The sequence below is a fragment of the Micromonospora eburnea genome (assembly GCF_900090225.1).
Classification (GTDB): Bacteria; Actinomycetota; Actinomycetes; order Mycobacteriales; family Micromonosporaceae; genus Micromonospora; species Micromonospora eburnea.
The window spans coordinates 1,563,357-1,589,823 of the sequence record NZ_FMHY01000002.1; the positions used below are offsets into that span (position 1 = coordinate 1,563,357).

General features: G+C 73.0%; 23 protein-coding genes and 1 pseudogene. 13 read left to right on the forward strand and 11 right to left on the reverse strand.

Translation table 11 applies throughout. The annotated features are described in order from the left end of the window. Positions 1–40 precede the first annotated feature (40 nt). A complete protein-coding gene (lexA, locus tag GA0070604_RS07410) occupies positions 41–823 on the reverse strand; it encodes a transcriptional repressor LexA (RefSeq protein WP_091116324.1) in 783 nt (260 codons plus the stop codon). Positions 824–1,380: 557 nt separating this feature from the next. Here lexA and nrdR point away from each other — a divergent pair. The 4 genes from nrdR (at position 1,381) to GA0070604_RS07430 (ending at position 6,783) form a co-directional block, all read left to right on the forward strand. Continuing rightward, complete coding sequence (nrdR, locus tag GA0070604_RS07415; RefSeq protein ID WP_091116328.1) at positions 1,381–1,881, forward strand: transcriptional regulator NrdR; 501 nt, start codon at positions 1,381–1,383, stop codon at positions 1,879–1,881. Positions 1,882–1,915: 34 nt separating this feature from the next. Then, entirely contained in the window at positions 1,916–4,801 is a 2,886-nt protein-coding gene (locus tag GA0070604_RS07420; RefSeq protein ID WP_091116332.1) for a vitamin B12-dependent ribonucleotide reductase, read from the forward strand. 318 nt (positions 4,802–5,119) lie between these two features. Continuing rightward, positions 5,120–5,851 (forward strand): nucleotidyltransferase domain-containing protein, encoded by a 732-nt coding sequence (locus GA0070604_RS07425; protein ID WP_091116336.1) that lies wholly within the window; start codon positions 5,120–5,122, stop codon positions 5,849–5,851. Beyond that, positions 5,848–6,783 (forward strand): DUF2332 domain-containing protein, encoded by a 936-nt coding sequence (locus tag GA0070604_RS07430; protein WP_091116339.1) that lies wholly within the window; start codon positions 5,848–5,850, stop codon positions 6,781–6,783. The genes GA0070604_RS07425 and GA0070604_RS07430 overlap by 4 nt, the downstream gene beginning before the upstream one ends. Here GA0070604_RS07430 and GA0070604_RS07435 read toward each other — a convergent pair. Continuing rightward, a complete protein-coding gene (locus tag GA0070604_RS07435; RefSeq protein WP_091116343.1) occupies positions 6,767–7,222 on the reverse strand; it encodes a DUF6010 family protein in 456 nt (151 codons plus the stop codon). The genes GA0070604_RS07430 and GA0070604_RS07435 overlap by 17 nt on opposite strands. An 83-nt stretch (positions 7,223–7,305) precedes the next feature. Here GA0070604_RS07435 and GA0070604_RS07440 point away from each other — a divergent pair, with 83 nt between their 5' ends. Then, positions 7,306–8,277: a GlxA family transcriptional regulator gene (locus GA0070604_RS07440; RefSeq protein WP_091116347.1), complete on the forward strand. Its 972-nt coding sequence runs from the start codon at positions 7,306–7,308 to the stop codon at positions 8,275–8,277. A 52-nt stretch (positions 8,278–8,329) separates the two neighbouring features. On the opposite strand, the gene GA0070604_RS07445 is transcribed toward GA0070604_RS07440, so the two are convergent. Next, the gene (locus GA0070604_RS07445) at positions 8,330–9,562 is read right to left on the reverse strand and encodes an RNA polymerase sigma factor (RefSeq protein WP_208602234.1); all 1,233 of its coding nucleotides are present in this window, start codon (positions 9,560–9,562) and stop codon (positions 8,330–8,332) included. A gap of 65 nt (positions 9,563–9,627) precedes the next feature. Continuing rightward, entirely contained in the window at positions 9,628–9,969 is a 342-nt protein-coding gene (locus tag GA0070604_RS07450; protein ID WP_091116355.1) for a YciI family protein, read from the reverse strand. 256 nt (positions 9,970–10,225) lie between these two features. Between GA0070604_RS07450 and GA0070604_RS07455 the strand changes: the two genes are divergently transcribed. From GA0070604_RS07455 to GA0070604_RS07470, 4 genes are all read left to right on the forward strand, one after another. Next, the gene (locus tag GA0070604_RS07455; RefSeq protein ID WP_091116358.1) at positions 10,226–10,879 is read left to right on the forward strand and encodes a class I SAM-dependent DNA methyltransferase; all 654 of its coding nucleotides are present in this window, start codon (positions 10,226–10,228) and stop codon (positions 10,877–10,879) included. After that, complete coding sequence (locus GA0070604_RS07460) at positions 10,876–11,853, forward strand: asparaginase (RefSeq protein ID WP_091116361.1); 978 nt, start codon at positions 10,876–10,878, stop codon at positions 11,851–11,853. The genes GA0070604_RS07455 and GA0070604_RS07460 overlap by 4 nt, the downstream gene beginning before the upstream one ends. A gap of 125 nt (positions 11,854–11,978) precedes the next feature. Continuing rightward, positions 11,979–12,221, forward strand: coding sequence for a DUF5522 domain-containing protein (locus GA0070604_RS07465; protein WP_091116365.1), 243 nt, complete (start codon positions 11,979–11,981; stop codon positions 12,219–12,221). A gap of 86 nt (positions 12,222–12,307) precedes the next feature. After that, positions 12,308–12,856: a hypothetical protein gene (locus tag GA0070604_RS07470; RefSeq protein WP_091116369.1), complete on the forward strand. Its 549-nt coding sequence runs from the start codon at positions 12,308–12,310 to the stop codon at positions 12,854–12,856. A 33-nt stretch (positions 12,857–12,889) separates the two neighbouring features. On the opposite strand, the gene GA0070604_RS07475 is transcribed toward GA0070604_RS07470, so the two are convergent. Continuing rightward, entirely contained in the window at positions 12,890–13,585 is a 696-nt protein-coding gene (locus tag GA0070604_RS07475; protein WP_091116371.1) for an iron-dependent transcriptional repressor DtxR, read from the reverse strand. 159 nt (positions 13,586–13,744) lie between these two features. Between GA0070604_RS07475 and GA0070604_RS07480 the strand changes: the two genes are divergently transcribed. From GA0070604_RS07480 to GA0070604_RS07490, 3 genes are read left to right on the forward strand one after another with little or no spacing between them, the layout of a single operon-like run. Continuing rightward, entirely contained in the window at positions 13,745–14,602 is an 858-nt protein-coding gene (locus GA0070604_RS07480) for a sulfurtransferase (RefSeq protein WP_091116374.1), read from the forward strand. Between the two features lie 48 nt (positions 14,603–14,650). Further along, positions 14,651–15,832 (forward strand): acetoin utilization protein AcuC, encoded by a 1,182-nt coding sequence (locus GA0070604_RS07485; protein WP_091116376.1) that lies wholly within the window; start codon positions 14,651–14,653, stop codon positions 15,830–15,832. A 25-nt stretch (positions 15,833–15,857) separates the two neighbouring features. Further along, positions 15,858–18,413, forward strand: a complete 2,556-nt coding sequence (locus tag GA0070604_RS07490) for a bifunctional acetate--CoA ligase family protein/GNAT family N-acetyltransferase (protein WP_091116379.1) — start codon at positions 15,858–15,860, stop codon at positions 18,411–18,413. A gap of 72 nt (positions 18,414–18,485) precedes the next feature. Here GA0070604_RS07490 and GA0070604_RS07495 read toward each other — a convergent pair. The 4 genes and pseudogenes from GA0070604_RS07495 to sigB form a co-directional block, all read right to left on the reverse strand. Next, positions 18,486–20,944, reverse strand: a pseudogene (locus tag GA0070604_RS07495) (FtsX-like permease family protein). After that, the gene (locus GA0070604_RS07500; RefSeq protein WP_091116382.1) at positions 20,941–21,660 is read right to left on the reverse strand and encodes an ABC transporter ATP-binding protein; all 720 of its coding nucleotides are present in this window, start codon (positions 21,658–21,660) and stop codon (positions 20,941–20,943) included. The pseudogene GA0070604_RS07495 and the gene GA0070604_RS07500 overlap by 4 nt, the downstream one beginning before the upstream one ends. Beyond that, entirely contained in the window at positions 21,657–22,253 is a 597-nt protein-coding gene (locus tag GA0070604_RS07505; RefSeq protein ID WP_091116384.1) for a PadR family transcriptional regulator, read from the reverse strand. The genes GA0070604_RS07500 and GA0070604_RS07505 overlap by 4 nt, the downstream gene beginning before the upstream one ends. Before the next feature lie 127 nt (positions 22,254–22,380). Next, on the reverse strand, positions 22,381–23,418 hold the full coding sequence (gene sigB / locus GA0070604_RS07510; protein WP_091116388.1) for an RNA polymerase sigma factor SigB: 1,038 nt from the start codon (positions 23,416–23,418) through the stop codon (positions 22,381–22,383). A gap of 217 nt (positions 23,419–23,635) precedes the next feature. On the opposite strand from sigB, the gene GA0070604_RS07515 reads away from it, so the two are divergent. Then, the gene (locus GA0070604_RS07515) at positions 23,636–24,406 is read left to right on the forward strand and encodes a sporulation protein (protein WP_091116392.1); all 771 of its coding nucleotides are present in this window, start codon (positions 23,636–23,638) and stop codon (positions 24,404–24,406) included. Between the two features lie 88 nt (positions 24,407–24,494). Here GA0070604_RS07515 and dtd read toward each other — a convergent pair whose 3' ends face one another. Together dtd and GA0070604_RS07525 are read right to left on the reverse strand one after the other, a co-directional pair. Continuing rightward, on the reverse strand, positions 24,495–24,917 hold the full coding sequence (gene dtd / locus GA0070604_RS07520) for a D-aminoacyl-tRNA deacylase (RefSeq protein ID WP_091116395.1): 423 nt from the start codon (positions 24,915–24,917) through the stop codon (positions 24,495–24,497). Continuing rightward, positions 24,917–26,401 (reverse strand): DUF7782 domain-containing protein, encoded by a 1,485-nt coding sequence (locus GA0070604_RS07525; RefSeq protein WP_208601983.1) that lies wholly within the window; start codon positions 26,399–26,401, stop codon positions 24,917–24,919. The genes dtd and GA0070604_RS07525 overlap by 1 nt, the downstream gene beginning before the upstream one ends. Positions 26,402–26,467: the final 66 nt, after the last annotated feature.

Below are 26,467 nucleotides of genomic sequence, written 5' to 3' on the forward strand. Positions count from 1 at the left end.
AATCGGGTGACCGCCCCGCGGGCGGTCACCCGATTGCGGGTCAGATCCGGCGCAGCACGGCGACCACGCGACCCATGATGGTGGCGTCGTCGCCGGGAATCGGGTCGAACGCCGGGTTCTGCGGCATCAGCCAGACGTGCCCGTCGCGGCGGCGGTAGGTCTTCACGGTCGCCTCGCCGTCGAGCATGGCGGCCACGATGTCGCCGACTTCGGCGTTGGGCTGCTGGCGGACCACCACCCAGTCGCCGTCGCAGATGGCCGCGTCGAGCATCGAGTCGCCCTTGACCTGGAGCATGAAGACCTCGCCCTCACCGACCAGCTCGCGGGGGAGGGGGAAGATGTCCTCCACCGCCTGCTCGGCGAGGATCGGACCACCGGCGGCGATCCGGCCCAGCATCGGCACGTACGCCGGGGCGGGCCGCTGCGCGCGGGTCGCCTCGTCGTCGACGTCGCCCGGGGCGCGGACGTCCACCGCGCGCGGCCGGTTCGGGTCGCGGCGCAGGAAGCCCTTCTTCTCCAGCTCTTTGAGCTGGTAGGCGACGCTGGACGGGGAGACCAGGCCGACCGCCTCGCCGATCTCCCGCACGCTCGGCGGGTAGCCGTGGCGGTCCACCCAGGTGCGGATGAACTCCAGGATCCGGCGTTGCCGGGCGGTCAGGTCGACCGTCGCCGGGTCGGGAAAGCTGCTCACCACCGGTGTGACCGGGCGCACGGCGGGCTGGGCCGCCCGGCTGCGCGCGGCGCGGGGTCGGCGGGTCGCCGGTGCACCCGCCCCGTCGATCGGCTGCGGGTTCTTCTGCCGGCTGGCCCGGTCCTCGGTCACGTCCGTCCTCCCTGGTCGGCGCTGGGTGCCTCGTCGGCTCGTGGTGCGTGCTCAGGTGGTGCTGTCGACCGGTCCGCCGCGACACGCCGCGTCCGGTCGTTGTTGACCGTATAGGTGAGATCGGCCATTTTCAAACATCTGTACGACCTGTTGTCGGCGTGTTGCGGCGAAATCCTGGATTTCCGAACGCCTGTTCTGCTAATAGTACGTGGTTCTCGAACGAGTGTTCGATCCGTGAAGTGGATCGAGGGCGGCGCGGTAACCGTCCCGGGCGCCGACCGTTGGGTCTTCGGTGGCCGGGAAAGGGTGGTTCGGGTGGGTGATGCGCATGACGCGCCGGACACGCCGGCCAACTTGACCTCGCTAGGGCGACGGCATACGGTCGACCCCTAGATGTAGTAGTCACATGGGCGTAAGTCGCCTACAGGTTGGGTTCGACTACCGACCGCACTCCCGTACAGTCGACCGGCGGCAGCCATCCGAGCGATGGAGTCGTCGCGGTCACGCGTGCCCGGGAGTCGGTCGGCGTGCCCATGGTTGGTCAAGGAGGTCAGGCGATGCGGTGTCCGTACTGCCGGCACGCCGACTCTCGGGTCGTCGACTCGCGGGAGGCCGACGACGGCCAGCTCATCCGGCGGCGGCGAGCCTGCCCGGAGTGCGGCAAGCGGTTCACCACCGTCGAGGAGGCGGTGCTGGCGGTGGTCAAGCGCAGCGGGGTGACCGAGCCGTTCAGCCGCACCAAGATCATCGGTGGGGTGCGCAAGGCGTGCCAGGGCCGGCCGGTGGACGACGACTCCATCGCGCTGCTGGCGCAGAAGGTCGAGGAGACCGTGCGGGCCAAGGGGGCCGCCGAGCTCCCCAGCCACGAGGTCGGACTGGCCATCCTCGGGCCGCTGCGCGACCTGGACGAGGTGGCCTACCTGCGGTTCGCCAGCGTCTACCGGTCCTTCGACTCGCTCGCCGACTTCGAGCGCGAGATCGAGACGCTGCGCGCCGCCGCGCGCGCCCGAGAGGGCGCCGAGGCCGAGTCGGCCGAGGTCGCCGGCCAGGCCAGCTGAGTTTTTTCGGGTTTCTGACAGATTGGGACGTGCGGTGGGTGACCGCGCACACGAGGGGGGCGACGTCGTGACGACAAGCAAGTCGCGGAACAAGGCCGGGACAGGGCTGAAGATCGAACGCGTCTGGACGACCGAGGGGGTGCACCCCTACGACGAGGTCGCCTGGGAGCGCCGCGACGTCGTGATGACGAACTGGCGGGACGGCTCGATCAACTTCGAGCAGCGCGGGGTGGAGTTCCCCGAGTCCTGGAGCGTCAACGCGGCCAACATCGTGACCACCAAGTACTTCCGGGGCGCGGTGGGGACCCCGGAGCGGGAGTGGTCGCTCAAGCAGCTGATCGACCGGGTGGTCGGCACCTACCGCACCGCCGGTGAGGAGTACGGCTACTTCGCCACCCCCGCCGACGCGGAGGTCTTCGCGCACGAGCTGACCTGGATGCTGCTGCACCAGGTGTTCAGCTTCAACTCGCCGGTCTGGTTCAACGTGGGCACGCCGTCCCCGCAGCAGGTCAGCGCGTGCTTCATCCTGGCCGTCGACGACTCGATGGACTCCATCCTGGACTGGTACAAGGAGGAGGGGCTGATCTTCAAGGGCGGCTCCGGCTCCGGCGTCAACCTGTCCCGGATCCGCTCCTCGAAGGAGCTGCTCTCCTCCGGCGGCACCGCCTCCGGCCCGGTCAGCTTCATGCGCGGCGCGGACGCCAGCGCGGGGACCATAAAGTCCGGCGGCGCCACCCGGCGCGCGGCCAAGATGGTCATCCTCGACGTGGACCACCCGGACATCGAGGAGTTCGTGGTCACCAAGGCGCGCGAGGAGGACAAGATCCGCGCGCTGCGGGACGCCGGTTTCGACATGGACCTGGGCGGCGCCGACATCGTCAGCGTGCAGTACCAGAACGCCAACAACTCGGTCCGCGTCTCCGACGAGTTCATGACCGCGGTGGAGAACGGCGGCGGCTTCGACCTGCGCGGCCGGCTCGACGGGCAGACCATCGAGACGATCGACGCGAAGAAGCTGTTCCGCACCATCTCCCAGGCCGCCTGGGAGTGCGCCGACCCCGGCCTCCAGTACGACGACACCATCAACGACTGGCACACCTGCCCGGAGACCGGGCGGATCACCGCGTCGAACCCGTGCTCGGAGTACCTGCACCTGGACAACTCCTCGTGCAACCTGGCCTCGCTGAACCTGATGAAGTTCCTGCGCGCCGACGGCGGCTTCGAGGTGGAGAAGTTCGTCAAGTCGGTCGAGCTGGTCATCACCGCGATGGACATCTCGATCTGCTTCGCCGACTTCCCGACCGAGAAGATCGGGGAGACCACCCGTGCCTACCGGCAGCTCGGCATCGGGTACGCCAACCTGGGCGCGCTGCTGATGGCCTCCGGCCTGCCGTACGACTCGGAGCCGGGCCGGGAGGTCGCCGCGGCGATCACCTCGCTGATGACCGGCACGGCGTACCGCCGCTCGGCCGAGCTGGCCGGCATCGTCGGCGCGTACGACGGCTACGCCCGCAACGCCGAGGCGCACAAGCGGGTCATGCGCAAGCACGCCGCCGCCAACGACGCGATCAAGCCGACCGGCACGGTGGCGACCGCCGTCCAGCGTGAGGCCACCAAGCAGTGGACCCTGGGCAACAAGGTCGGTGACAAGTTCGGCTGGCGTAACTCGCAGGCCAGCGTGCTCGCCCCGACCGGCACCATCGGCCTGATGATGGACTGCGACACCACCGGTGTCGAGCCGGACCTGGCCCTGGTCAAGTTCAAGAAGCTGGTCGGCGGCGGCTCGATGCAGATCGTCAACCAGACCGTGCCGCGCGCCCTGCGCAGCCTCGGCTACCCGGAGGAGCAGGTCGAGGCGATCGTCGAGCACATCGCCGACCACGGCCACGTGGTCGACGCCCCCGGCCTCAAGCCGGAGCACTACCCGGTCTTCGACTGCGCCATGGGCGAGCGGTCCATCGCGCCGATGGGTCACGTGCGGATGATGGCGGCCGTCCAGCCGTTCATCTCCGGCGCCATCTCCAAGACGGTCAACATGCCCGAGCAGGCGACCGTCGAGGACGTCGAGAAGATCTACTTCGAGGGCTGGAAGCTCGGCCTGAAGGCGCTGGCGATCTACCGGGACAACTGCAAGGTCGGCCAGCCGCTCTCCGCCGCCAAGCCGAGCAAGGCGGTGGAGCCGGCGACCGAGCCGGAGAAGGTGGTCGAGAAGGTCGTCGAGTACCGGCCGGTGCGCAAGCGGCTGCCGAAGAAGCGCCCGTCGCAGACCATCTCCTTCTCGGTCGGCGGCGCCGAGGGCTACCTCACCGCCTCGTCGTACCCGGACGACGGCCTCGGCGAGGTCTTCCTCAAGATGTCGAAGCAGGGCTCGACCCTGGCCGGCGTGATGGACGCCTTCTCGGTGGCCATCTCCATCGGTCTCCAGTACGGCGTCCCGCTGGAGACGTACGTCAGCAAGTTCACCAACATGCGTTTCGAGCCGGCCGGCATGACCGACGACCCGGACGTGCGGATGGCGGCCTCGGTGATGGACTACATCTTCCGCCGCCTGGCCCTGGACTTCCTGCCGTACGACCGCCGTGCTGAGCTGGGCATCTTCACCGCCAAGGAGCGGGCCGCCCAGCTTGCGGCCGAGGCGGAGGCGGAGGCGAACGGCGCGGACCTCGCCGCGATGGCCGCCTCCGCCCCGGTCGCGACGCCCGAGCCGAAGGCCGGCCCGGTCGCCCAGCCGAAGCAGGAGGTCGCGGAGGTCGCCGTCGTCAAGCCGGCGCCGTCGGTGGGCTCCAGCACCGAGCTGCTGGAGGCCGTGATCGGCAAGGCCGCCGACGCGCCGCTCTGCTTCACCTGCGGTACGAAGATGCGGCCGGCCGGTAGCTGCTACGTCTGCGAGGGCTGCGGCTCCACCAGCGGCTGCAGCTGACGTACGACCCGTCTCGCGAGCGCGGCAGGGCTTTCCTGCCGCGCTCGCAGCGTTTGTGTGCTGGTGAGGGCCGCGACGGGGCGAGGTGCCCCGGGTGCAGTGCGACCTAAACGGCGTTCAGACGCTATGAACCTGATGTCGTAGACGATTCAGCCGGGGCGGCTGGCCCGGGTGAGCGCGGGCCGCCTCGCTGTCGGCACCTTGGACGGCCGCATACTCGAATGCTCGCTACCAGTCCCGAAAGTTCCCTAGTTGCGCCTTTGCGCCAGTGACGTTCCGGGGCAGACGGTTGGGCGGGGAGGCCCATAGACTGCGTTCATGGCGATCTCGCCACCGGTCGTCGAGGAGTTCGGCACGCAACTCGCCACACTCGGCTGGGTCGACGGACTTCTGGTCGCGGGATCGTTGGCGACCGGCGACTACCTCCCCGGCATCAGCGATCTCGACCTGGTGGCCCTGGTCGACGGCCCGGTCGACGCGGCCCGGCGGGCCACGCTCGTCGATCTGCACCGTCGCCTCGACGCCGGTGCCGGCTCGGGGCTGCACCTCGGCTGCGTCTACGCCGACACCGCGACGGCGCTCGACGTCCAGGTGCGCCATCCGACCTGGACCCACGGGCAGCTCGTCCAGCGCATCCTCTCCGGCATCACCCGGGCGGAGCTGGTCCGCCACGGGTACGCGATCTTCGGCCCCGCGCCCCGCGACGTCTTCCCGCCGATGAGCACTGACGACGTACGTGCGGCTGCCCACGCGGAGGTCACCGGATACTGGGCCTGGGCCGCCCGGCGGCCGTGGCTGTGGTGGGACCCCGTCATCGCCGACCTCGGTCTCACCTCGATGGCCCGGGGACGCCACGCACTCCGCAACGGGGAACTGCTCACCAAGTCCGAAGCCATCCAGCGGGCCGCTGGCCCGGCCTGGCTGATCGGTCAGCTCGCCGCCCGGCGCCGGGGGGAGAGCGTCTCCTCGCCCCGGCTCCGCACCGCCCTGATCGCCTGGCGGGACGCCCGGCGGACCGTTGCCCAGGCACGAAGGGGCATCAAACGATGACGACCGCGGCCAGGTACGCCACGTTCGGCGTCCGCGAGGCGCACGGTGTGTCGCCCGCGTACGAGCGGTTGGCGCTGGCGGTGGCCCAGGACGACGAAGTGCTCGCCCTGCTGGAGGCGCTGCCACCCGCCAAACGGCAGCCGAACCTGCTCTTCTCCGTGGTCCGGCTGCTCGGCGGGCCGGTCGAGGAGCCGGCCGCGTTCCACGACTACGTGGTGGCGAACTGGCCGGCGATCGAGCCGGAGATGCGTACCCGGTGGACGCAGACGAACGAGCCCGGGCGGTGCGCCGTACTGCTGCCGGTGCTGGCCGCGTTGCCGCAGCCGCTCGCGTTGCTGGAGGTCGGTGCCTCCGCCGGTCTGTGCCTCTACCCCGACCGCTACGCCTACCGCTACGGCGAGCACCTGCTCGGCGCGGGCGAGCCGGTCCTCGACTGCGTGGCCACCGGAGTGCCGCTGCCGGATCGCCGACCCGAGGTGGTGTGGCGGGCCGGCCTGGATCTGAACCCGCTCGACGTGACCGACCCGGCGGACGTGGCGTGGCTGGACGCGCTCATCTGGCCGGAGCACACCCACCGCCGTGCCCGGTTGCGGGCCGCCGCGGCGATGGTGGCGGCCGACCCCCCGCTGCTCGTCCGCGGTGACGTGGTGGACGACCTGCCGGCGCTGGCCGCGCAGGCGCCGGCCGACGCCACCCTGGTGGTGTTCCACAGTTCGGTGCTCTACCTGGTGCCCGAGCCCCGCCGCGACGCGTTCGCCGAGCTGGTACGCGGGCTGCCCGGCCACTGGGTCGCGAACGAGACGCCGGAGGTGCTGGGCTGCGACGGGTTGCCGGAGCCGCCGAGCGAGGCGCAGCACAACGTGCTCGCGCTGGACGGGAAGCCGCTCGCCTGGACCCGCGGACACGGCCAGGCGCTCAGCTGGTTCGGGTAGTGCTGCCAGCATTCGGGGTGCCGGCCGTTGCGTCCCTCGCCGAGGCAGACGGCAGCCACCGCCGCGCCAGATCCGTCACCGACCAGCCGCCGGTGAACGCCCAGAGGGCGATGACCGGGTCGCAGATGGCGCAGCCGTGCGAGGAAGCGGGCAGGAACGGGATGATCGGTGCGCCCTTCAGGTGATGGGCGACATCCCAGGCGGTGTGCAGCAGCCAACCGATCCCGATCCACGTCCACGACGCCAGGCCCCGCCAGGCCAGGTACGCGGTCAGCGCGACGAAGGGGAACTCCCAGCCGCCGAGGCCGCCACCGCTGAGGTACGCCGCCCCGGCCCCGCCCACCATGATCGCATTGACGGTGCGGCGGTGCGGTTCGCGGATGAACGCGTTGAGGCAGACGTAGAGGAGGCCGATGAGCACTGGCGCGAGGATGGTCATGGTGGCCGATTCTGGGGCCCGGCCGGGACGCCCGGCAGGGGCCGGCGTGCCAACCGTCGACGGATTCCCGCCAGGATGGACGCATGCATCAGGTGGTGGTACTGGCCTATGACGACGTGGTCCCGTTCGACCTGTCCGTGCCGGTCGAGGTGTTCGGCCGGGCGCGGCTGACCGACGGCGGCCCGGCCTACGAGGTACGCGTCTGCGCCGTCACGGACGCGGTGCGGGCCGGCGCGGTCAGCCTCCGGGCACCGTACGACCTCTCCGTGCTGGCCGACGCCGACACGATCGTCGTACCCGGGGTGGCCGATCTCGACGTCGCGGTGCCCCCGGCGGTTCTGGACGCGCTCGCGGGCACCCCGGCCCGGCTGTTGTCGATCTGCACCGGCGCCTTCGTGCTGGCCGCCGCGGAGCGGCTCGACGGCCGGCGGGCGACCACCCACTGGGCCGCCGCGGCCGAGCTGGCCCGCCGGCATCCCGCCGTCACCGTCGACCCCGGCGTGCTGTTCGTCGCGGACGGGCCGGTGTTGACGTCGGCCGGCGCGGCGGCCGGCCTCGACCTCTGCCTGCACGTGGTGCGGGGCGACCATGGCGCGGCGGTCGCCGCGGACACCGCGCGGAGCTGCGTCATGCCGCTGGAGCGTGCCGGTGGTCAGGCACAGTTCATCGCGTACGAGCCGCCCACGCCGGCCGGACACGGCCTGCAACCGCTGTTGGACTGGCTGACCGACAACCTGCACCGCCCGCTCACGCTGGCCGACATCGCCGCGCACGCCTCGATGAGTACGCGCTCCCTCAGTCGGCGTTTCCGCGATCAGATCGGCACCACGCCGGTGCAGTGGCTCAACCGGCAGCGGATCCGCCGCGCCCAGCAGCTGCTGGAACGCACCGACCACCCGGTCGAACGGGTCGGCACCCTCGTCGGCTTCACCTCTCCCACGGCCTTCCGCGAGTCCTTCCGCCAACTCGTCGGCGTCCCGCCCCGCGCCTACCGCACCGCCTTTCCACCCGAGCCCCGCTCTGCCCTCGCCCCGCCCCGGCCACGTCGATCATGACGTTGCATCTCACTCCCACCCCTTGATCAACTCCCTGTGCCGCGTGTTGTGGTCACAGCGCGCCGCGAGGCCACCTGTTGCCGTACACGGAGTCGATCTTGGTGGGTGGGGTGAGGGAGGCCAGGCGGGCGGTGAGGAAGGCGCGTTCGGTGTCGTTGTCGACCAGGGCCAGGGCCGAGCGGTACGCGTCGGCCGCCTCCTGCGGACGGTCGAGGCGGCGCAGCAGGTCGGCGCGGATCGCCGGGAGATAGTGGTAGCCGGCCAGCCGCGGGTCCTGGGCCAGCGCGTCGACCTCGGCGAGGGCGGCCGAAGGGCCCTCAGCCATCGACACGGCCACCGCCCGGTTGAGTGCGACGACCGGTGACGGCCAGCGTTTCAGCAGCTCGTCGTAGAGGCGTACCACCTGGGGCCAGTCGGTCGCGGCGTAGCTGGGCGCGACGGCGTGCAGCGAGGCGATGGCGGCCTGGAGCGCGTACCGGCCGACGCGGCCGGTCCGGAACGCGCCGAGGACCAGGCGGTTGCCCTCTTCGATGGCCGGCCGGTCCCAGGCGGACCGGTCCTGGTCTTCGAGCCGGAGCAGCCGCCCCTCGGCGTCGGTACGCGTGGCCCGGCGCGCGTCGGTGAGCAGCAGCAGCGCGAGCAGCCCGCGGACCTCCGGCTCGTCGGGCATCAGGGCGAGCAGCATCCGGGTCAGGTGCAGTGCCCGGTCGATCAGGTCGGCGCGGACCAGGTCGCCGCCGGTCGGCGCGGTGTGCCCGGCGGTGTAGAGCAGGTGGATCACGGACAGCACCGCGTCCAGCCGCTCGGGCAGCTCGGCGGCCTCGGGCACCCGGTACGGGATCCGGGCTGCGGCGATCTTCTTCTTGGCCCGGGTGACCCGGGCGGCCATCGTCGGCTCGGAGACCAGGAACGCCCGGGCGATGTCGCCGGTGCTCACCCCGCACACCAGGCGCAGGGTCAGCGCGACCTGGGCCTCCCGGGCCAGCGCCGGGTGGCAGCAGGTGAAGACCAGCCGCAGCCGGTCGTCGGGCACCGCGTCCTCGCCTGGCTCGTCCGCCATCTCGGCCTCCACCGGTTCCACGAGCAGGGGCATCTTCGACCGGAACACCTTGTCCCGGCGCAGCACGTCGAGGGCCTTGCGCTTCGCCGTGGCGGTCAGCCAGGCGCCGGGCTTGTCGGGTACGCCGTCCCGGGCCCAGGCGGCCAGCGCGGCCACGTACGCGTCCTGGACGCACTCCTCGGCGACGTCGAGATCGCCGGCGACGCGCGCCGTCGCGGCGAGCACGAAGGCCCACTCGCGACGGTGCGCGTCCGCCACGGCCCGTTCGGCCGCGGCGGTCCCGATCTCGGTCACTCGGCCGGCGGGACGAACAGCGGCCGGACCTCGACGCCGCCGTCGATGGTGGCCGGGTTCAGCTTGGCGATCTTCAGGGCCACGTCCAGGTCGGGCGCCTCCAGGACGAAGAACCCGGCGACGACCTCCTTGGCCTCGATGAACGGGCCGTCGGTGACGAGGTCGCCGCGGATCGCCGTGGCGGTGGTGCTGGGCTGCAGCGCGAACCCCGTGACGATCTTGCCGCCCAGCTCCTCGACCTGGGCCGGGTAGCGATCCAGCAGCGCCAGGTAGTCGGGCGTGATCTCCATCGGGTCGGCCGGCGCGGGCGAGTAGATCAGGACTGCGTACTGGGCCATCGGATTCTCCTCAGGTTGTCGTTCCCTCTTCTGTCTCACCGACGTACGGGTTCCGTCCGATTCGACAACACCCCGGGGAAGTTTTCTGGCCCGGGCCGGACTCGGGGACCGCAGGGGCAGCGAATGATCACATACGCGCCCCTCCGGGCGCGTCCGACGACACGGCGAAGGCGGCGCGGAGGCACCGGCGGACGGGTCCGAGCCAGTGCCCTCGGAGGGCAGCGACGGAACCGGCCGTTGACTAGGGTCGACCGGCGTGACCGGACCGACTTGGCTGACCGAGACCCGCGTCGCGTACGACACGGTCGCCGTGGACTACGCGCGACTGATCCCCGACGTGGCGGAGGGCACGCTGGCCCGGAGCATGCTGACCGCATTCGCCGAGCAGGTCGGGCCCGGGCGGCCGGTGCTGGAGGTGGGCTGCGGGACCGGCCGGATCACCGCCCACCTGCGTGACCTCGGCCTGGACGTGTCCGGCGTGGACCTCTCGCCCGGCATGATCCAGGTGGCCCGCCGGGCGTACCCGGGGCTGCGCTTCGAGGTCGGCTCGATGACCGCCCTGGCGCTGCCCGACGCCGGGCTGGCCGGGCTCGTCGCCTGGTACTCGATCATCCATCTGCCGCCCGAGCTGCTGCCCGAGGTGTTCGCCGAGTTCCACCGGGTGCTCGCCCCGGGCGGCCGGCTCCTGCTCGCGATCAAGGCCGGAGACCGACGGATCCGCCTCCAGCAGGCGTACGGGCACACCGTCTCGTACGACGTGCACTGGCTGCCACCGGACCGGCTCGCCGCCCAGCTCACCGAGTCCGGGTTGGCCGTGCGGGCCACGCTGGTCCGGGAGGCGGAGGGCCTTGAGAAGGGACCGCAGGCGTTCCTCCTGGCCGAGCGGCCGGACGGGACGGCGGACCGGTGACCGTCGCGCTGTTCACCCTCGGCGGCACGATCGCCATGGCCGGGAGCGCCGGACAGGGCGTGGTCAACCGGCTCAGCGGGGCCCAGCTCACCGCCGCCGTACCGGGGCTCGCCGACGTCCCGCTCGACGTCCACGACGTGCGGGCGGTGCCGAGCGCCGCGCTGACGTACCGGCAGGTGCTGGAGCTGGTCGACGCGGCGGGCGCGGCGGTGGCGGCCGGGGCGACCGGCGCGGTGGTCACCCAGGGCACCGACAGCCTGGAGGAGACCGCGTACCTGGCCGACCTGGTCTGGCCGCACCCGGCGCCGCTGGTGCTCACCGGCGCGATGCGCAACCCCACCCTCGCCGGCCCGGACGGCCCGGCGAACCTGCTCGCCGCCGCCCGGGTCGCCGTCGCGCCGGATGCGCGCGATCTCGGCGTGCTGGTCGCGTTCAACGACGAGATCCACGCCGCGCGGCACGTCCGCAAGACCCACAGCACCAGTACGGCCACCTTCGCCTCGCCCAACGCCGGCCCGCTCGGCCACGTGATCGAGGGGGAGGTACGCCTGCTCACCCGGCCGCCCCGGCGGGACCCGCTGCCGCCGGTGGACGCCGACCGGCTCGCCGCCACCCGGGTGGCGTTGCACACCGTCACCCTCGACGACGACGTGGCGCTGCTCGACGCGCTCGCGTCGAACCTGGACGGACTGGTGGTGGCCGGCTTCGGGGTGGGGCACGTGCCGCCGGACTTCGCCCCGGCGCTCGGCGCGCTGGCCGAACGGATGCCGGTGGTGCTCGCCTCGCGGACCGGCGCCGGGTCGGTGCTGCGGCACACGTACGGGGCGGTCGGCTCGGAGAGCGACCTGCTCCGGCGGGGTCTGATCGGCGGCGGGTTGCTCGACCCGTACAAGGCGAAGGTGCTGCTCCGGCTCCTGCTGGCCGGTGGCGCGGACCACGCGGCGGTCCGGGACGCCTTCCGCCGGTACGGCTGAGCCGGGTCCGCCCGCCCAAGATCCGGACAGCATCGGGGAAGTTGCCGCCTCCTGGCATGAGGAGGCGGCAACTCCGGAGATCTTGTGCGCCCGAGGGCGGGGGACGGCCTCCGTAGACTCGCCTGGTGAGTGGAGAGCGACGAGCCCTGGCGGAGCGGGCGTTGACCGAGCCGCACCCGTCCCGGCTGTCGCCTGAGCACCCGCGGCGGGAGCGGATCCTGGCCGCGCACGCGGCCGCGCTGGCCGCCGGGGAGGCCGGCTACCGCGACCCGGAGACCGGGCTGTTCGTGCTCACCGCCGGGTTCCTCGCCGCCCGGGGCACCTGCTGTGGGCGAGGCTGTCGACACTGTCCGTACGTGGACGATTGAGGACTTCCCTCGCAAGCGGGCACGCCGTACGGTTTCCGTCGGACATCCGGCGGATTCCCGCCGACCACTGCGGAGGAGGTCTCTACGTGCACGCCCGGACCTGGCTCGCCGCTTCGGCCGTACTGCTGACCGCTGGCTGCACCGCGGAGGCCACCCCGGTGGCGTTGCCGGCGGCGGCGCCGTCGCCGGTCGAGGTGGCCGCCGCCTCCTCGGGCGGCGCGTGCCGGCTGCTCGACTTCGCGGTGATCGCCAAGCACACCGGGGCCCGGTTCGACGTGGCCGCCTCCGTGGAGCGGGGCGACACGCACACCTGCGTGCTCCGCGCCGGGGCGGCCCTCCTGCCGGAGCTGATCCTCAGCGTCACCGAGACGTCGATCGACACGTCGGGTTTCACCAAGGACGTGCTGCCCACGGGCGCGAAGAAGGTCACCAAGCTGGGGAAGGCCGCCTATCGGCACCACCTGCCGAAGGCCGGCAAGGCCGGCCCGGTGGCCGAGGTGGGCTGGCTCGCCACCGACGGGCGGCTGGCCACCCTGCGCTGGACCTGCCCCGACGGCGCCCAGGCGGCGGAGGCCGAGGAGATGACCGGCAAGCTGGTCAACCTGGCCAAGCTGGTGGACACCCGCCGGCTGTGAGCCGGCGGGGCGGCGGCGAGCCCCGACCGAGGCTCAGTGGGCCGCGACGAACACCCGGGAGGCCACCTCGCGGGGCAACCGGATCCGGTCGCCCGAGCGGTCGATGGAGACGCCGTCCCGCTCCTGCGCCACGGTCACCGTCGCACCCGGGTCGACGCCGGCCGCGTGCAGTTGCCGGAGCACGTCCGCGTCGGTCTGCACGCTCTCGCAGATCCGGCGTACCACGACCGGACCGGAGAGACCGGGGAAGGCGAGGTTGCGCTCGGTCTCGGTGGACTCGGCCTCCGGCTGGCCCGGCTCGCCCAGCTCCTCCAGCCCCGGGATCGGGTTGCCGTACGGCGAGCGGGTGGGGCGGTTGAGCAGGTCGTAGACCCGCTTCTCCACCGCGTCGCTCATCACGTGCTCCCACCGGCAGGCCTCGTCGTGGGCCTCCTCGTAGGGCATTCCGATCACGTTGACCAGCAGCAGCTCGGCCAGCCGGTGCTTGCGCATGACCGCGACCGCGGTGCCGCGACCCAACGGGGTGAGCGACAGATGCCGGTCGCCCTCGACGGTGAGCAGGCCGTCCCGCTCCATCCGGGCGACGGTCTGGCTGACGGTGGGACCGCTCTGGCGCAGCCGCTCCGCGATCCGGGCACGCAGCGGGGGCACCCCCTCCTCCTCCAGTTCGAGGATGGTGCGCAGGTACATCTCGGTCGTGTCGACTAGATCATGGCGATCGTGGCGCATCGATGCCTCCTTCCGGCGGAGGTGTATCCGCGCTCACTCGTATCGACCAGGTCATGCTTCACGTCACGGCCTCCCGGTCGTCGATGCTACCCCGGACCCCCGACAACCGGCCGCCGCCGAATCGCGGGCTCGCCGCCCGGATGGTGTTGACTGGGCCGCATGTCCGGAACCGCAGAGCTGTTGGTCGAGCCAGACCGGCTCGCCGCCGAACTCGACCACACCGACCCGCCCACCCTGCTCGACGTCCGCTGGCGGCTCGCCGGGCCGCCCGGCCGGGACGACTACGCCGCCGGCCACCTGCCCGGCGCCGTCTTCGTCGACCTGGACACCGAACTCTGCGGCCGGCCGGGCGCAGCCGGCCGGCACCCGCTGCCCGACCCCGCCGCGCTCCAGGCCGCGCTGCGCGCCGTCGGGGTCCGCGCCGGTCACCCCGTCGTGGTGTACGACGGTGGCGACGGCATGTCCGCCGCCCGAGCCTGGTGGACGCTGCGCTGGGTCGGCCACCGGGCGGTCCGGGTGCTGCACGGCGGCTTCCCCGCCTGGGTCGCCGCCGGACTGCCGGTCTCCACCGTGGCGCCCACCCCGACGCCCGGCGACGTGACCGTCACGCCGGGTGAGCTGCCGGTGCTCGACGCGGGGGAGGCCGCCCGGCTGGCCGCCGCCGAGACCGGGGTGCTGCTCGACGTGCGGGCCGCCCCGCGTTACCGGGGCGAGACCGAGCCGATCGACCCGGTCGCCGGCCACGTGCCGGGCGCGGTCAACCTACCCGCGCCGGAATACGTCAGCGACGGCCGGTTCCCCTCCGTCGAGGCACTGCGCCAGCGGTTCGCCGCGGCCGGGGTCGCGGCGGACGCGCCGGTCGGGGCGTACTGCGGCTCCGGGGTGACCGCCGCGCAGGCGGTCCTGGCGCTGCACCTCGCCGGCCGCCCGGACGCCGCCCTGTACGTCGGCTCATGGAGCAACTGGGTGGCCGACCCGGACCGTACGGTCGCCACCGGTGGGACTCCCGGTCACTGACCAGCACGTGCGACGGGCGTGGCCAGGGCCGCGTGCGACGATGAACCAATGGTCGACGACACGGTGGTGGTGTGGGACGAGGCCCTGCTCGCCTACGACATGGGTGACCATCCGCTCGACCCGGTCCGGGTCGAGCTGACCATGGCGCTCGCCCGCGAGCTCGGTGTGCTCGACCGGCCCGGGGTCCGGCTGGCCAAGCCGGAGCCGGCCGACGACGAGCTGCTGACCCGGGTGCACGACCCGCGTTACCTGGACGCGGTGCGGGCCGCGCCCCGGGACCCGCTCTTCGCCGGCTTCGGGCTCGGCACCTCGGACAACCCCGTCTTTGACGGCATGCACGAGGCCAGCGCCCTGATCGCCGGGGCGAGCGTGGCCGCGGCCGAGGCGGTGTGGCGGGGGGAGGCCCGTCGTGCCGTCAACGTGGCCGGCGGGCTGCACCACGCGATGCCGGCCCGCGCCGCCGGGTTCTGCGTCTACAACGACCCGGCGGTGGCCATCGCCCGCCTGCTCGACCTCGGCGCGGAGCGGATCGCGTACGTGGACGTGGACGTGCACCACGGCGACGGTGTGCAGGAGATCTTCTACCACGATCCCCGGGTGCTCACGGTGAGCCTGCACGAGACCCCGCTCGCGCTCTTTCCCGGCACCGGGTTTCCCGACGAGACCGGCGGTCCGGGCGCGGAGGGCAGCGCGGTCAACCTGCCGCTGCCGCCCGGTGTGGGCGACGCCGGCTGGCAACGCGCGTTCCACGCCGTCGTACCGTCGGTGCTGCGGGCGTTCCGGCCCCAGCTGCTGGTCACCCAGTGCGGGGCGGACGGCCACCGGCTCGACCCCCTCGCCGACCTGCACCTCTCGGTGGACGGTCAGCGGGCCACCTACCGAACACTACGGGCGCTCGCCGACGAGCTGTGCGACGGCCGCTGGGTGGCCACCGGCGGCGGCGGGTACGCGCTGGTCGAGGTGGTGCCCCGGGCGTGGACACACCTGCTCGCCGTGGCCACCGGGGAGCCGATCGACCCGGCCACGCTCACCCCGCCCGGCTGGCGGGAGCTGGCGGCGAGGCGGCGTCCCGGCCACGAGGTGCCGCTGCGGATGACCGACGACGTCGACCCGGCGTACCAGCCGTGGCAACCCAACGGCGAGCCGGACCCGGTGGGCCGGGCGATCGCGGCCACCCGCCGAGCCGTCTTCCCGCTGCTCGGGCTCGATCCGCACGATCCGCGCGACTGACCGGACGGTAGGGGAGGACCGACCGGTGACCACCGTCGAACAACCGGTGGACGTGCTGCTCAGCGACGGCACAGCCGTCCAGCTGCGACAGATCCGTCCCGCCGACGCCCCGGAGATCGTGGCGATGCACTCGCGTTTCTCCGAGCGCACCCGCTACCTGCGCTACTTCTCGCCGTACCCGCGCATCCCGGAGCGGGACCTGCGGCGGTTCGTCAACGTCGACCACCGCGACCGGGAGGCGTTCGTGGTGCTGGCCGGCGACCGGATCGTCGCCGTCGGCCGGTACGAGCGGCTCGGCCCCGGATCGCCGGAGGCCGAGGTGGCCTTCGTGGTGGAGGACGCGTACCAGGGCCGGGGCATCGGCTCGGTGCTGCTGGAACACCTGGCCGACGCGGCCCGCCGGTTCGGCATCGTGCACTTCGTCGCCGAGGTGCTTCCGGCCAACGGGACGATGCTGCGGGTCTTCTCCGACTTCGGCTACCAGGTCCAGCGCCAGTACGCCGACGGCGTGGTGCACCTGAACTTCCCGATCGCCCCCACCGAGGCGACGCTGGCGGTGCAGCGCGGCCGGGAGCACCGCACCGAGGCCCGTTCGATCGCCCGGCTGCTCGCCCCGCGCGGCATCGCCGTCTACGGGGCCAGCGCCACCGGGCAGGGCGTCGGCGCGGCCCTGCTCGGGCACCTGCGCGACGGCGGGTTCACCGGCGCGATCGTTCCGGTGCACCCGAGCGCGGCGACCGTGGCCGGGCTGCCCGCGTACCCGTCGGCGTCCGACGCCGGGCTCGACGTCGACCTGGCGGTGGTGGCGGTCACGCCCGAGGCGGTGCCCGAGGTGGTCGCCGACGCGGCGCGGGCCGGCGCGCACGGCCTGGTGGTGATCTCGGCCGGGTTCGCCGAGGCCGGGCCGGCGGGGGCGGCCGCCCAGCGCGCCCTGGTCCGCGCCGCCCATCTGGCCGGCATGCGGGTGGTCGGCCCGAACTGCCTCGGCATCGCCAACACCGACCCGGCGGTACGCCTCAACGCCACCCTCGCCCCGGTGCTGCCCGCCCCCGGCCGGGTCGGCGTGTTCAGCCAGTCCGGCGCGTTCGGGGTGGCCCTGCTCGCCGAGGCGTCCCGCCGCGGGCTCGGCCTGTCCAGCTTCGTCTCCGCCGGCAACCGCGCCGATGTCTCCGGCAACGACCTGCTTCAATACTGGCAGGACGATCCCGGCACCGACGTCATCACGCTCTACCTGGAGACCTTCGGCAACCCGCGCAAGTTCGCCCGGCTGGCCCGGCGGATCGGCCGGAGCAAGCCGATCGTCGCGCTCGCCTCGCTGGCCCGCCCGCCCGGCCTCGGCGACGGGCCGGCGCTGGACACCGTCGCGGTCAGCGCGCTCTTCGCCCAGTCCGGGGTGATCCGGGTGGACACCGTCGCCGAGCTGCTCGACGTGGGCGTGCTCCTGGCCCACCAACCGCTGCCGGCCGGCCGTCGGGTCGCCGTGGTCGGCAACTCGTCGGCGCTGACCGGGCTGGCCGCCACCGCGTGCGCGGCCCAGGGCCTCACCGTGGCCGACGGCTACCCGCACGACGTCGGCCCCCGGGTCGGCGCCGTCGAGTACGCCGCCGCGCTCGCCGCCGCCACCGCCGACGAAGGGGTGGACGCCGTGGTGGCCGTCTTCGCGCCGCCGCTGCCCGGCCAGCTCAGCGAACCGGAGGCGGACTTCACCTCCGCCCTGCCCGACGCGGCGGCCGTCGGCAAGCCGGTGGTGGCGACCTTCCTCGCCGGCCGGGTGCCGGCCGGGGTGCCGGCGTACCCGAGCGTGGAGGAGGCGGTGCGGGCGCTGGCCCGGGTCAGCAGGTACGCCGACTGGCTGCGCCGCCCGCCCGGCGTGCTGCCCGAGCTGGGCGGGGTGGACCGGGTGGCCGGGCAGGCGGCGCTGCGGGCCGACGGCACGGATCCGGCGGGGCTGCTGCGGGCGTACGGGATCGACGTGGTGGAGTCGGCGCCGGCCCGCTCGGCCGACGAGGCGGTGGCGGTGGCCGGGCGGCTCGGCTGGCCGGTCGCCCTCAAGGCCGCTGCCTCCGGGCTGCGGCACCGGCTCGACCTCGGGGCGGTCCGGCTCGACCTGGCCGACCCGGTCGCGCTGCGCCGCGCGTACGCCGAGATGGCCCCGGTCTTCGGCGTGGACGTCCTGGTCCAGCCGATGGTCCCGCCTGGCGTGGCCTGTGTGGTGGAGCTGGTGGAGGACCCGGCGTTCGGGCCGGTGGTCGGGTTCGGCCTGGGCGGCGTCGCCACCGAGCTGCTCGGTGACCGGGCCTGGCGGGCGGTGCCGCTGACCGACCGGGACGCCGCCGAGCTGGTCGACGAGCCGAGGGCGGCACCGCTGCTGCGTGGCCACCGCGGCGCCGCGCCGGTGGACCGGGCGGCGCTGGTCGAGCTGCTGCTGCGGGTCGGGCGGCTCGCCGACGAGCAGCCCCGGGTCCGCTCGCTGACCCTCAACCCGGTGCTGGCCCGCCCGGACGGCATCTCGGTGCTGCACGCCACGGTCCGCACCGGCGCCGAGGCCCCCCGCCCCGACACCGGCCCCCGGCGGCTGTAAGGAGGGGCCCCCTGTTAACGCCTGCGGTAGAGCAGGGGCCCCTGCCAAACACCTCAGGCCCGGCCGCGCCGTTTACATGCTGCGCCGGGTGAGTGGGGGGCCGCCGCGGGCGAGGATCCCGGCGGCGAGTGCGGCGAGTGCCGGCGGAACGGTTGTGATGAGCAGCAGGGCGGGCCATGGCGTATGCCAGCGGGTCTCGGTGCTGTAACCGATGAAGCCGGCCGCCGGTCCGATGCCGGCGAGCAGGCCGAGGAGCGCGCCGGGCCCGACGATGAGCAGGGCTTGGGCCCTGGTGATCCTTCGGCGGATCCGGGGCGTGGCACCGACCGCGGCCATGGTGGCGAGATCGCCGTGCAGTTCGGTGGTGGCCAGCCCGACGGCGACGGTACTGGCGACGAGGGCCACCAGCACGCTGACCCCGGCAAGCAGGTAGAAGATGGTGGTGGTCCTACCGGTGTCTGCCGTGGCTGTGGCGACGGCGGCGGTGATCGGCTCAGCCGGCGGGTGAGCGGCGGTTACCTGGGCGCGTAGTAGCACGTCGTTCGCGGCGGCGAGTTCTTTCGCGCTTGGGGCGCGATGGGTGTCGACGACCACCGCTGCGGGCGCGACGGTAAGCCCGAGCCGCTGTGCCGTTGCCGCTGTGACGACCAGTCCGGGTAGCTTCACGAAGTACTCCCCGTGGGCTGCCAGCACGGCGGGCAGCGGTGCCGCGGGTTGAGTGTCGGCTGCCAGCGTGACGTGGTCGCCTGTTGTCAGGGTGTCGTTGAAGACGACCGCGCCGCCGTTGGTCAGGGTGGCCAGCTCTGCGGCGGTGGCGGCCCGTCCGGTGACCAGCCGGATCGTCTCAGCCCCGCCGACGGCGACGGTCCGCTGTTCGGCGCTGGCGAGCGAAGCGGGATCAACCCGTTCGTCGGGCAGGCTTCCGAACGGTACGCCGACGTTGGTGGCGTTGGCCAGCACGACGATGTCGCGTGCCGGTAGGGCTGCGGCAAGGCGGTGGAGGCCGTCCTGGCCGAGCAGGTCGGCGGCCTCGGGCGGAAGCAGCACCTGATTGGGACGGGCCTCGAGCCGCGCCGGGGTGGCGTCGCCGCGAGCTGCTCCGACCAGGGCCACTGCGGCGCTGCCGGCGATCGCTGCGGTGACGGCGGCCATCGCCGCCGCGCTGCGCAGGCGGTGCCGCGCCGCGTGCCGCAACGCCAGCCGGCCGGACAGTGGCAGCCGGGTGGCGAGCCGCCCGGCGGCCCGGACGAGCCCCGGCGCGCAGGCCACCACACCGAGCAGTTCGGCCACCCCGCCGAGGGCCAGCACCTCCGGTCGCCCGTCGGGGTTACCGGACCACAGGAGCAACCCGGTGCCGGCGACGAGGAGAACCAGGCCACTACCCAGGCTGAGCAGGTCGGTCCGGGAGCGGGTCCGCTGGCCACCGAGATCGGCGCGGACTGGGCGGTGGCCGACCGTGCGTGCTGGCAACCATGCTGCGAGCACGCCGGCCACTACCGTCACTGCAGCGACCCCCACCAGCGACCACACCGGTACCGACGCATCAATCAGTGGATGGTCGGCGATCAGTTCGATCGCCGGCCGGGCCGACGCGAAGGTCACCAGTCCCAGTCCGGCTCCCGCAGCCGCCGCGCCCCCACCCAGAAGCAGCCCTCCGGCGAGGACGATCCGGCGTACCTGCCGGGCGGTGGCGCCGGCCGCGGCGACCAGAGCCAGTTCCCGCCGCTGCCGACGGGCACCCACCATGAACGCCGCCCCGGACAGGAGCACCACCTGCGCCCCGGCGAAGCTGGCCACCAGCAGGGCCGCAGCGACCTCGACGGCCCGTTCGGCGGCGGTCGGTTCCATTCCCTGACGGTCTCGCCAGCTCAAGCCGGCGATGGTGCCCGGGTCCGGCGGTGACCAGACCTGCCCGGGGGAAGCTCCACCATCAGCGCGGGCCGCGCACCCGACGACAGCGGCGCCTCAGCCGGCACGAGCAGCCCGGCCTGCCGCAGTGACCGGCTCCAGTCCACCACCCCGACCACGGTGAGCCGGCGCTGCGGCATTCCGGCCTCGATCCGGCTTCCCAGGCCGACGCCGAGTTCCTCGGCCAGCGGCCGGGTCACCGCCACCTCCGCGTTCCCGCGAGGTGCGCGTCCAGCCTGTACCACATACCGCCCCCGGTTGAGCGGGTCGGTGAGGTCGGTCGCCTCGTACTCGCGCGCCCGCAACCCGGCCGGGCCCTGGACCACCGTGCGGCCCTGCACCAGGGGCGTGGTCCGGCTGCCGGCGGGCAGTGTGGCTCGCACCGCCGCCAGGTCGTCGGCCCCGACGATCAGATCTGCCCGGCCCATGTTGAAGGTGATCTCCTGAGCCGAGGTGCCGCTCAGGTTGGCCCAGCTCACCACCAGCACAGTCGCGGCGAAGGCGGGCAGGAAGAGCATGAGCAGGACCAGCCCGCTGCGCCCACGGTGACGCCACGCCGACCGGCGGGCGACCCGCAGCGCGGTGCGCCAAGAACCAACGAACTCGCCGACGGCGGGGCTCACGAGGAACGCCCCAGCAACTGCTCCGGGGTTTCCCGGGTCGTGGCGTCGACCAGCCGGCCGTCCCGCAGAAAGATCGTCCGGTCGGCCCAGCCGGCGTACCGCGGCTCGTGCGTGACCAGAACCCCTGCCGCTCCCGCGTCGATCCTGGCCCGCAGCACCTCGAGCACCGCCAGACTGGTCCGCGAGTCCAACGCGCCGGTCGGCTCATCGGCCAGCACCAGCCCCCGTTGCCCCACCAACGCCCGGGCGATCGCGATCCGCTGCTGCTGCCCGCCGGACAGCTGGTCCGGGAAGCGGTCCGCCACGTCGCTCAGGCCGACCTCCGCCAGCGCCACGACAGCCTCCCGCCGCGCCCTGCCGGCACCGACGCCTGCCAACTCACGCGGCAGCGCCACGTTCTCCGCCGCGGTGAGGTCCGTGACCAGGTTGTAGTCCTGAAAGACGTAGCCGATCCGGTCCCGCCGCAACCGCGCCAACGCGGTCGCGTCGAGGTCGCCGAGCTCGACCCCCTCCACCAGCACCGATCCCGAGGTCGGCGTGTCGAGCCCGCCGGCAAGTGCCAGGAGAGTCGACTTGCCAGAACCGGACGGGCCCATCACGGCAACGAGCTCACCCCGATGCACCTCGAAGCTGACCTCATCGAGGGCACGAACCACACCCTCCCCTGCGGGGTAGATCCGGCTGACCCCGGTGAAGCACAGCACCGCCCGGCTCACTGGGACACCGTCCCGGCTGGCTCACTGTCCAGACCAGCCGACGCGGGAAGCCGCGCCCCGGTTTGCCGGGTGCGTCGCCGTAGGACCGTCGCCTCCGCGTGGTCCAGCCAGCGCATCTCACTCTCCAAGTTGAAGATCAGATGGTCGAGGAAGAGCAGCCAACCGACGTCCCCGTCCGGATCGGCCCGACGCCGCAGCTGCGTGTAGTCGCGCAGTTGTCGCATCGACTCCGTCCGCTGCGCCTGCACCACGGGAGCGACATCCACTTCAGGATCGACCGCCGCCATCGCGAGTTTGATCGCCAGCTCGCTGCGGGGCCGGTCGGTGTCCGTGACGGGAGTGGTGAACCAGCCGGCCAACGCCTCCCGCCCCTGCGGCGTGATCGCGTAGATCTCACGGCCGCCGTCGTTACTGCCGATCGAGGTCACGTAACCGTCCCGGACGAGCCGCTCCAACGTGGTGTAGACCTGCCCCACGTTGAGCGCCCACGTCCCCCCGGTCCGCACGTCGAACTCGGTCCTCAACTGATAGCCGTACTTCGGGCCGTCGGCGAACAACGCCAACAGCCCCCAGCGCACCGCGTTCCTCTGCATGCCGTGCAACTTACCAAGTAACTACTTGCTCAGTAAGTAGCTCGCCCCTCTGCGCCGGTCGACAGTGGGCGTCCGAAGAACGGCGACAGGCCCCGGCGAACCGCCGGGGCCTGTCGAATGTGTCGGGTCAGCAGGCGTACGCCTCCAGGCGGTTGGCCCGCTCCGGGGCGCGCAGCTTCAGCAGGGTCACCTTCTCGATCTGCCGGATCCGCTCCCGGGACAGGCCGAACTCGCGGCCCACCTCGTCGAGGGTGCGCTGCCGGCCGTCGTCCAGGCCGAACCGCAGCCGGATCACCGCCTGCTCCCGCTGGGAGAGGGTGGCCAGCACGATCCGTACCTCTTGACGCAGCTCCCCGTTGGCGGCGACGTCGCCCGGCTCCTCGCGCGGGTCCACCGCGGCGACGAAGTCACCGAGCGCGCTCTCGCCGTCCTCGCCGACCGCCTGGTCCAGGCTCACCGGCTCCCGGTCGTACGAGATCAGCTCGATCACCTGGAACTCGGGGATGTCCAGCGCCTTGGCCACCTCGGCGACGGTGGGCTCCCGGCCCAGCGCGACGGACAGCTCGCGGCGGACCCGGACCATCCGGTTGACCTGCTCGACCATGTGCACCGGGATGCGGATGGTGCGGGCCTGGTCGGCCATGGCGCGGGTGATGGCCTGGCGGATCCACCAGGTGGCGTAGGTGGAGAACTTGTAGCCCTTGGTGTAGTCGAACTTCTCGACCGCGCGGATCAGGCCGAGGTTGCCCTCCTGGATCAGGTCGAGGAAGGCCATGCCCCGACCGGTGTAGCGCTTGGCGATGCTCACCACCAGCCGCAGGTTCGCCTCCAGCAGGTGGTCCTTGGCAGCGCGGCCCTCGGCCACGATCAGCTCCAGGTCGGCGCGCAGCTCCGCGGAGACCGGGGTGCAGGTGGACAGCTTCTCCTCGGCGAAGAGGCCGGCCTCGATCCGCTTGCTCAGCTCGACCTCCTGCGCGGCGGTGAGCAGCTTGGTGCGGCCGATGCCGTTCAGGTATGCCCGGACCAGGTCGGTGGAGACGCCGCGCTCGTCGGTGGCGTCCAGGTCGGTCAGCGCAGCGTCCTGGTGGGGCGGAATCGCGGTGCCGAGCTCGGCGTCGATGGGGGCAGCCGGGCGGGTCTGGTGCTCGATCATCTGCTGGGCCATCTCTGTTCTCCCCGTGTCCTTCGTGCCGCGTACCGGCTCCACGCCCTGTGCCGCAGCGGTGCCGGTGAGAACAGCTTGGCGGTCGGGGCGTAAAACGGGAGTGAGGCGATCGGGGAACCGACACCAATCCGTGCGGAATCCCGGTGTCGCGGGCCGGATCCGGTTACCGTGCCAGCGGCCGGCCGGGACCGGGCGGCCCGGGCGATCGGAGGACGGGGTGGTCTTGAGGCGGCTCAGGCAGGCGATGGGGGCGGGCGGGCCGGCGGTGGAGACGGTGCTGGCCGACCCCGACTGCCGCCCCGGCGGCCACCTTGAGGGCCGCGTCCAGCTGATCGGCGGGGATCACCCGGTGGACGTGAGCCACGTGGCGCTCGGCCTGGTCACCCGGGTCGGGGTGGAGAGCGGCGACGCCGGGTACGACACCACCCAGGAGTTCGGCCGGGCGCACGCGACGGGCGCGTTCCGGCTGGATCCGGGGCAGCGGCACGAGGTGCCGTTCCGGTACGAGGTGCCCTGGGAGACCCCGCTGACCGACCTGTACGGCCAGCACCTGCCCGGCATGACGATGCGGCTGCGGACCGAGCTGGAGGTGGCCCGCGCGGTCGACCAGAGCGACCTGGATCCGGTGTCGGTGCACCCGCTGCCGGCCCAGGAACGGCTCCTGGCGGCGTTGCTGCGGCTGGGTTTCCGGTTCTCCCGGGCCGGTGTCGAGCGCGGGCACCTCTACGGCGTACACCAGACGCTGCCGTTCTATCAGGAGATCGAGTTCCTCCCGGCGCCGCGGTACGCGGGCGCGATCAACCAGTTGGCGGTCACCTTCGTGACCGATCCGCAGCAGATGCGGGTGCTGCTGGAGGTCGACCGCCCGGGCAACCGGTTCATCGCGGGCGGAGAGGCCTTCGGCCGCCTGACGGTCGACCATGCCACCGCCGACCAGACCGACTGGTCCGCCCACCTGGACACCCACCTGCGCAGATCCCTCTCCTGATCCCGCCCGGCCGTGTTGATCAAGAAGTTTGCGTCGGGCTCGCGCGATTTCCAGACGTAAACCTCTTGATCAACCGCAGGCCTGGGGGTCAGAGGTCCAGGAGGACGGTGCGGGGGCCCACGTTGGTGGACTCGACGAGCATGTGGGTGCGGAAGCGGCCGGTCTCGACCGTCGCGCCGCGCTGGCGGAGGGCCTCGACGACCGCGGTCACCAGGGGTTCGGCCTGCTCGGCGGGGGCTGCCGCCGTCCAGGTCGGCCGCCGGCCCTTGCGGGCGTCGCCGTAGAGGGTGAACTGGCTGACCACCAGGATCGGCGCTCCGGTGTCGGCCGCGCTCTTCTCGTCGTCCAGGACGCGCAACTCGTGGATCTTGCGGGCCATGGTGGTCGCCACCTGCGGAGTGTCGGCGTGGGTCACGCCGAGCAGCACCAGCAGCCCGTTGCCGATCTCGCCGACCACCTCGTCGCCGACGGTCACGCTGGCCCGGCTGACCGTCTGCACCACCGCTCGCATCAGCCCGCCACCGGCTCGACGATGCCCCGCTCGACCAGGTGCGCCACGATCGGGCCGGCCGCCTCGGCCAGCTCGTCCGGGGTGACGTCGTGCGCGGCGGCGAGCAGGGCGAGCTGGTCGCGCAGCGGCAGCCGGCCGTCCGCGCCGCCGACCAGGGCGAGCACCAGCGGGTCGATCTCCTCGGTCCAGCGCAGCCCGTGCGGCATGGCGAGGACCTGTCGGTCCACCGCCCAGCCCTCGTCACCCATGGTCGCCTCCTGCCGCAGCTGGAGCCCATCGGCGGCCCGGTAGCGCGCGGCGAGCAGCCCATCGGTGTCGCGGGAGCGGAGCCAGTCCTGCCGGTCGAACCATTCGGCGATCCGGTCGCCCAGCGGCGGTTCCACCCGCTGGCGCAGGTCCTCCACCCGCAGGACCGGCTGGTCGTTGCCGGAGCGGCGCACCGAGACGATGCCGAAGCCGACCGCCTCCACCTTGTGCGCGTCGAACCAGTCCAGCCAGGCCGCCATCCGCTGGGGGTCGGCCGCCTCGCCGACGTCGGTCAGCCACAGGTTCACGTACGCCATCGGGTCGGCCACCTCGCGCTGGATCACCCAGGCGTCCAGCCCGGTGCCGGCGAACCAGCCGGCCACCCGCTCGTCCCACTCCTCGCCGGCGACGTGCACCCAGTTGGCCAGGTACTGCATCGTGCCGCCTTCGGTGAGCAGGTGCGGGGCGGCGGCGGCCAGCTCCGCGCCGATCGCGTCCCCGACCCGGCCCGAGTCGCGGTAGACGTGGGTGGTGGTGCCGGGGCCGACCACGAACGGCGGGTTGCTGACCACCAGGTCGAACCGGCGCCCGGCCACCGGGGCCACCATGTCGCCGCGCAGCAGCTCCCAGTTTTGGCCGTTGAGCGCGGCGGTGGTGGCGGCGAAGCGCAGCGCCCGTTCGGAGACGTCGGTCGCGGTCACCCGTCGGGCGTGGGTGGACAGGTGCAGGGCCTGTACGCCGGAGCCGGTGCCCAGGTCCAGCGCGGTCTCCACCGGACGGCGGACGGCGGCGCCGATCAGCGTCTGGGTGGCCCCGCCGATACCGAGCACGTGCTCGCTGTGCAGCGGCTTCCCGGGCCGGGCGCTGGCCGGCACGTCGGCGAGCACCCACCACTCGTCGCCGTACGGTTCGAGGTCGACGCCGGCGCGCAGGCCGTCGGCGTACCGTTCGACGATCCCGCCGGCGACAGCCTCCTCGACGGTGAGCGGGGCGAGCGCGGCGGCCACCGCCGCCTCCGGCTCGGTCTGGTCGCAGATGAAGACCCGGATCAGCGTGGCGAGCGGGTCGCGATCCTCGGTGGCGCGCAGGGCGGCCCGGAAGTCGTTACGGGCCACCCCGCCGGTGGCCTGCGAACCGAGCCGGTCAGCGATGCCGTTGGCGGTGAAGCGTGCCCTGGTCAGCGCGGTCCGCAGCGCGTCGACGCCGGCGGGGGAGAGCAGCATGTCTTGACGATCCACATCGCCATCCTGCCCTCCCGGCGGCGAAGGATCGGCCGGCACCCGCGACTTCCATACCGTGAGCCC

Coding starts and splice junctions, on each gene's coding strand:
- nrdR (WP_091116328.1), top strand. CDS start 1,381: ATGCGGTGTCCGTACTGCCGGCACGCCGACTCTCGGGTCGTCGACTCG.
- GA0070604_RS07425 (WP_091116336.1), top strand. CDS start 5,120: ATGGCGATCTCGCCACCGGTCGTCGAGGAGTTCGGCACGCAACTCGCC.
- GA0070604_RS07430 (WP_091116339.1), top strand. CDS start 5,848: ATGACGACCGCGGCCAGGTACGCCACGTTCGGCGTCCGCGAGGCGCAC.
- GA0070604_RS07435 (WP_091116343.1), bottom strand. CDS start 7,222: ATGACCATCCTCGCGCCAGTGCTCATCGGCCTCCTCTACGTCTGCCTC.
- GA0070604_RS07440 (WP_091116347.1), top strand. CDS start 7,306: ATGCATCAGGTGGTGGTACTGGCCTATGACGACGTGGTCCCGTTCGAC.
- GA0070604_RS07450 (WP_091116355.1), bottom strand. CDS start 9,969: ATGGCCCAGTACGCAGTCCTGATCTACTCGCCCGCGCCGGCCGACCCG.
- GA0070604_RS07475 (WP_091116371.1), bottom strand. CDS start 13,585: ATGCGCCACGATCGCCATGATCTAGTCGACACGACCGAGATGTACCTG.
- GA0070604_RS07480 (WP_091116374.1), top strand. CDS start 13,745: ATGTCCGGAACCGCAGAGCTGTTGGTCGAGCCAGACCGGCTCGCCGCC.
- GA0070604_RS07485 (WP_091116376.1), top strand. CDS start 14,651: ATGGTCGACGACACGGTGGTGGTGTGGGACGAGGCCCTGCTCGCCTAC.
- GA0070604_RS07505 (WP_091116384.1), bottom strand. CDS start 22,253: ATGCAGAGGAACGCGGTGCGCTGGGGGCTGTTGGCGTTGTTCGCCGAC.
- sigB (WP_091116388.1), bottom strand. CDS start 23,418: ATGGCCCAGCAGATGATCGAGCACCAGACCCGCCCGGCTGCCCCCATC.
- dtd (WP_091116395.1), bottom strand. CDS start 24,917: ATGCGAGCGGTGGTGCAGACGGTCAGCCGGGCCAGCGTGACCGTCGGC.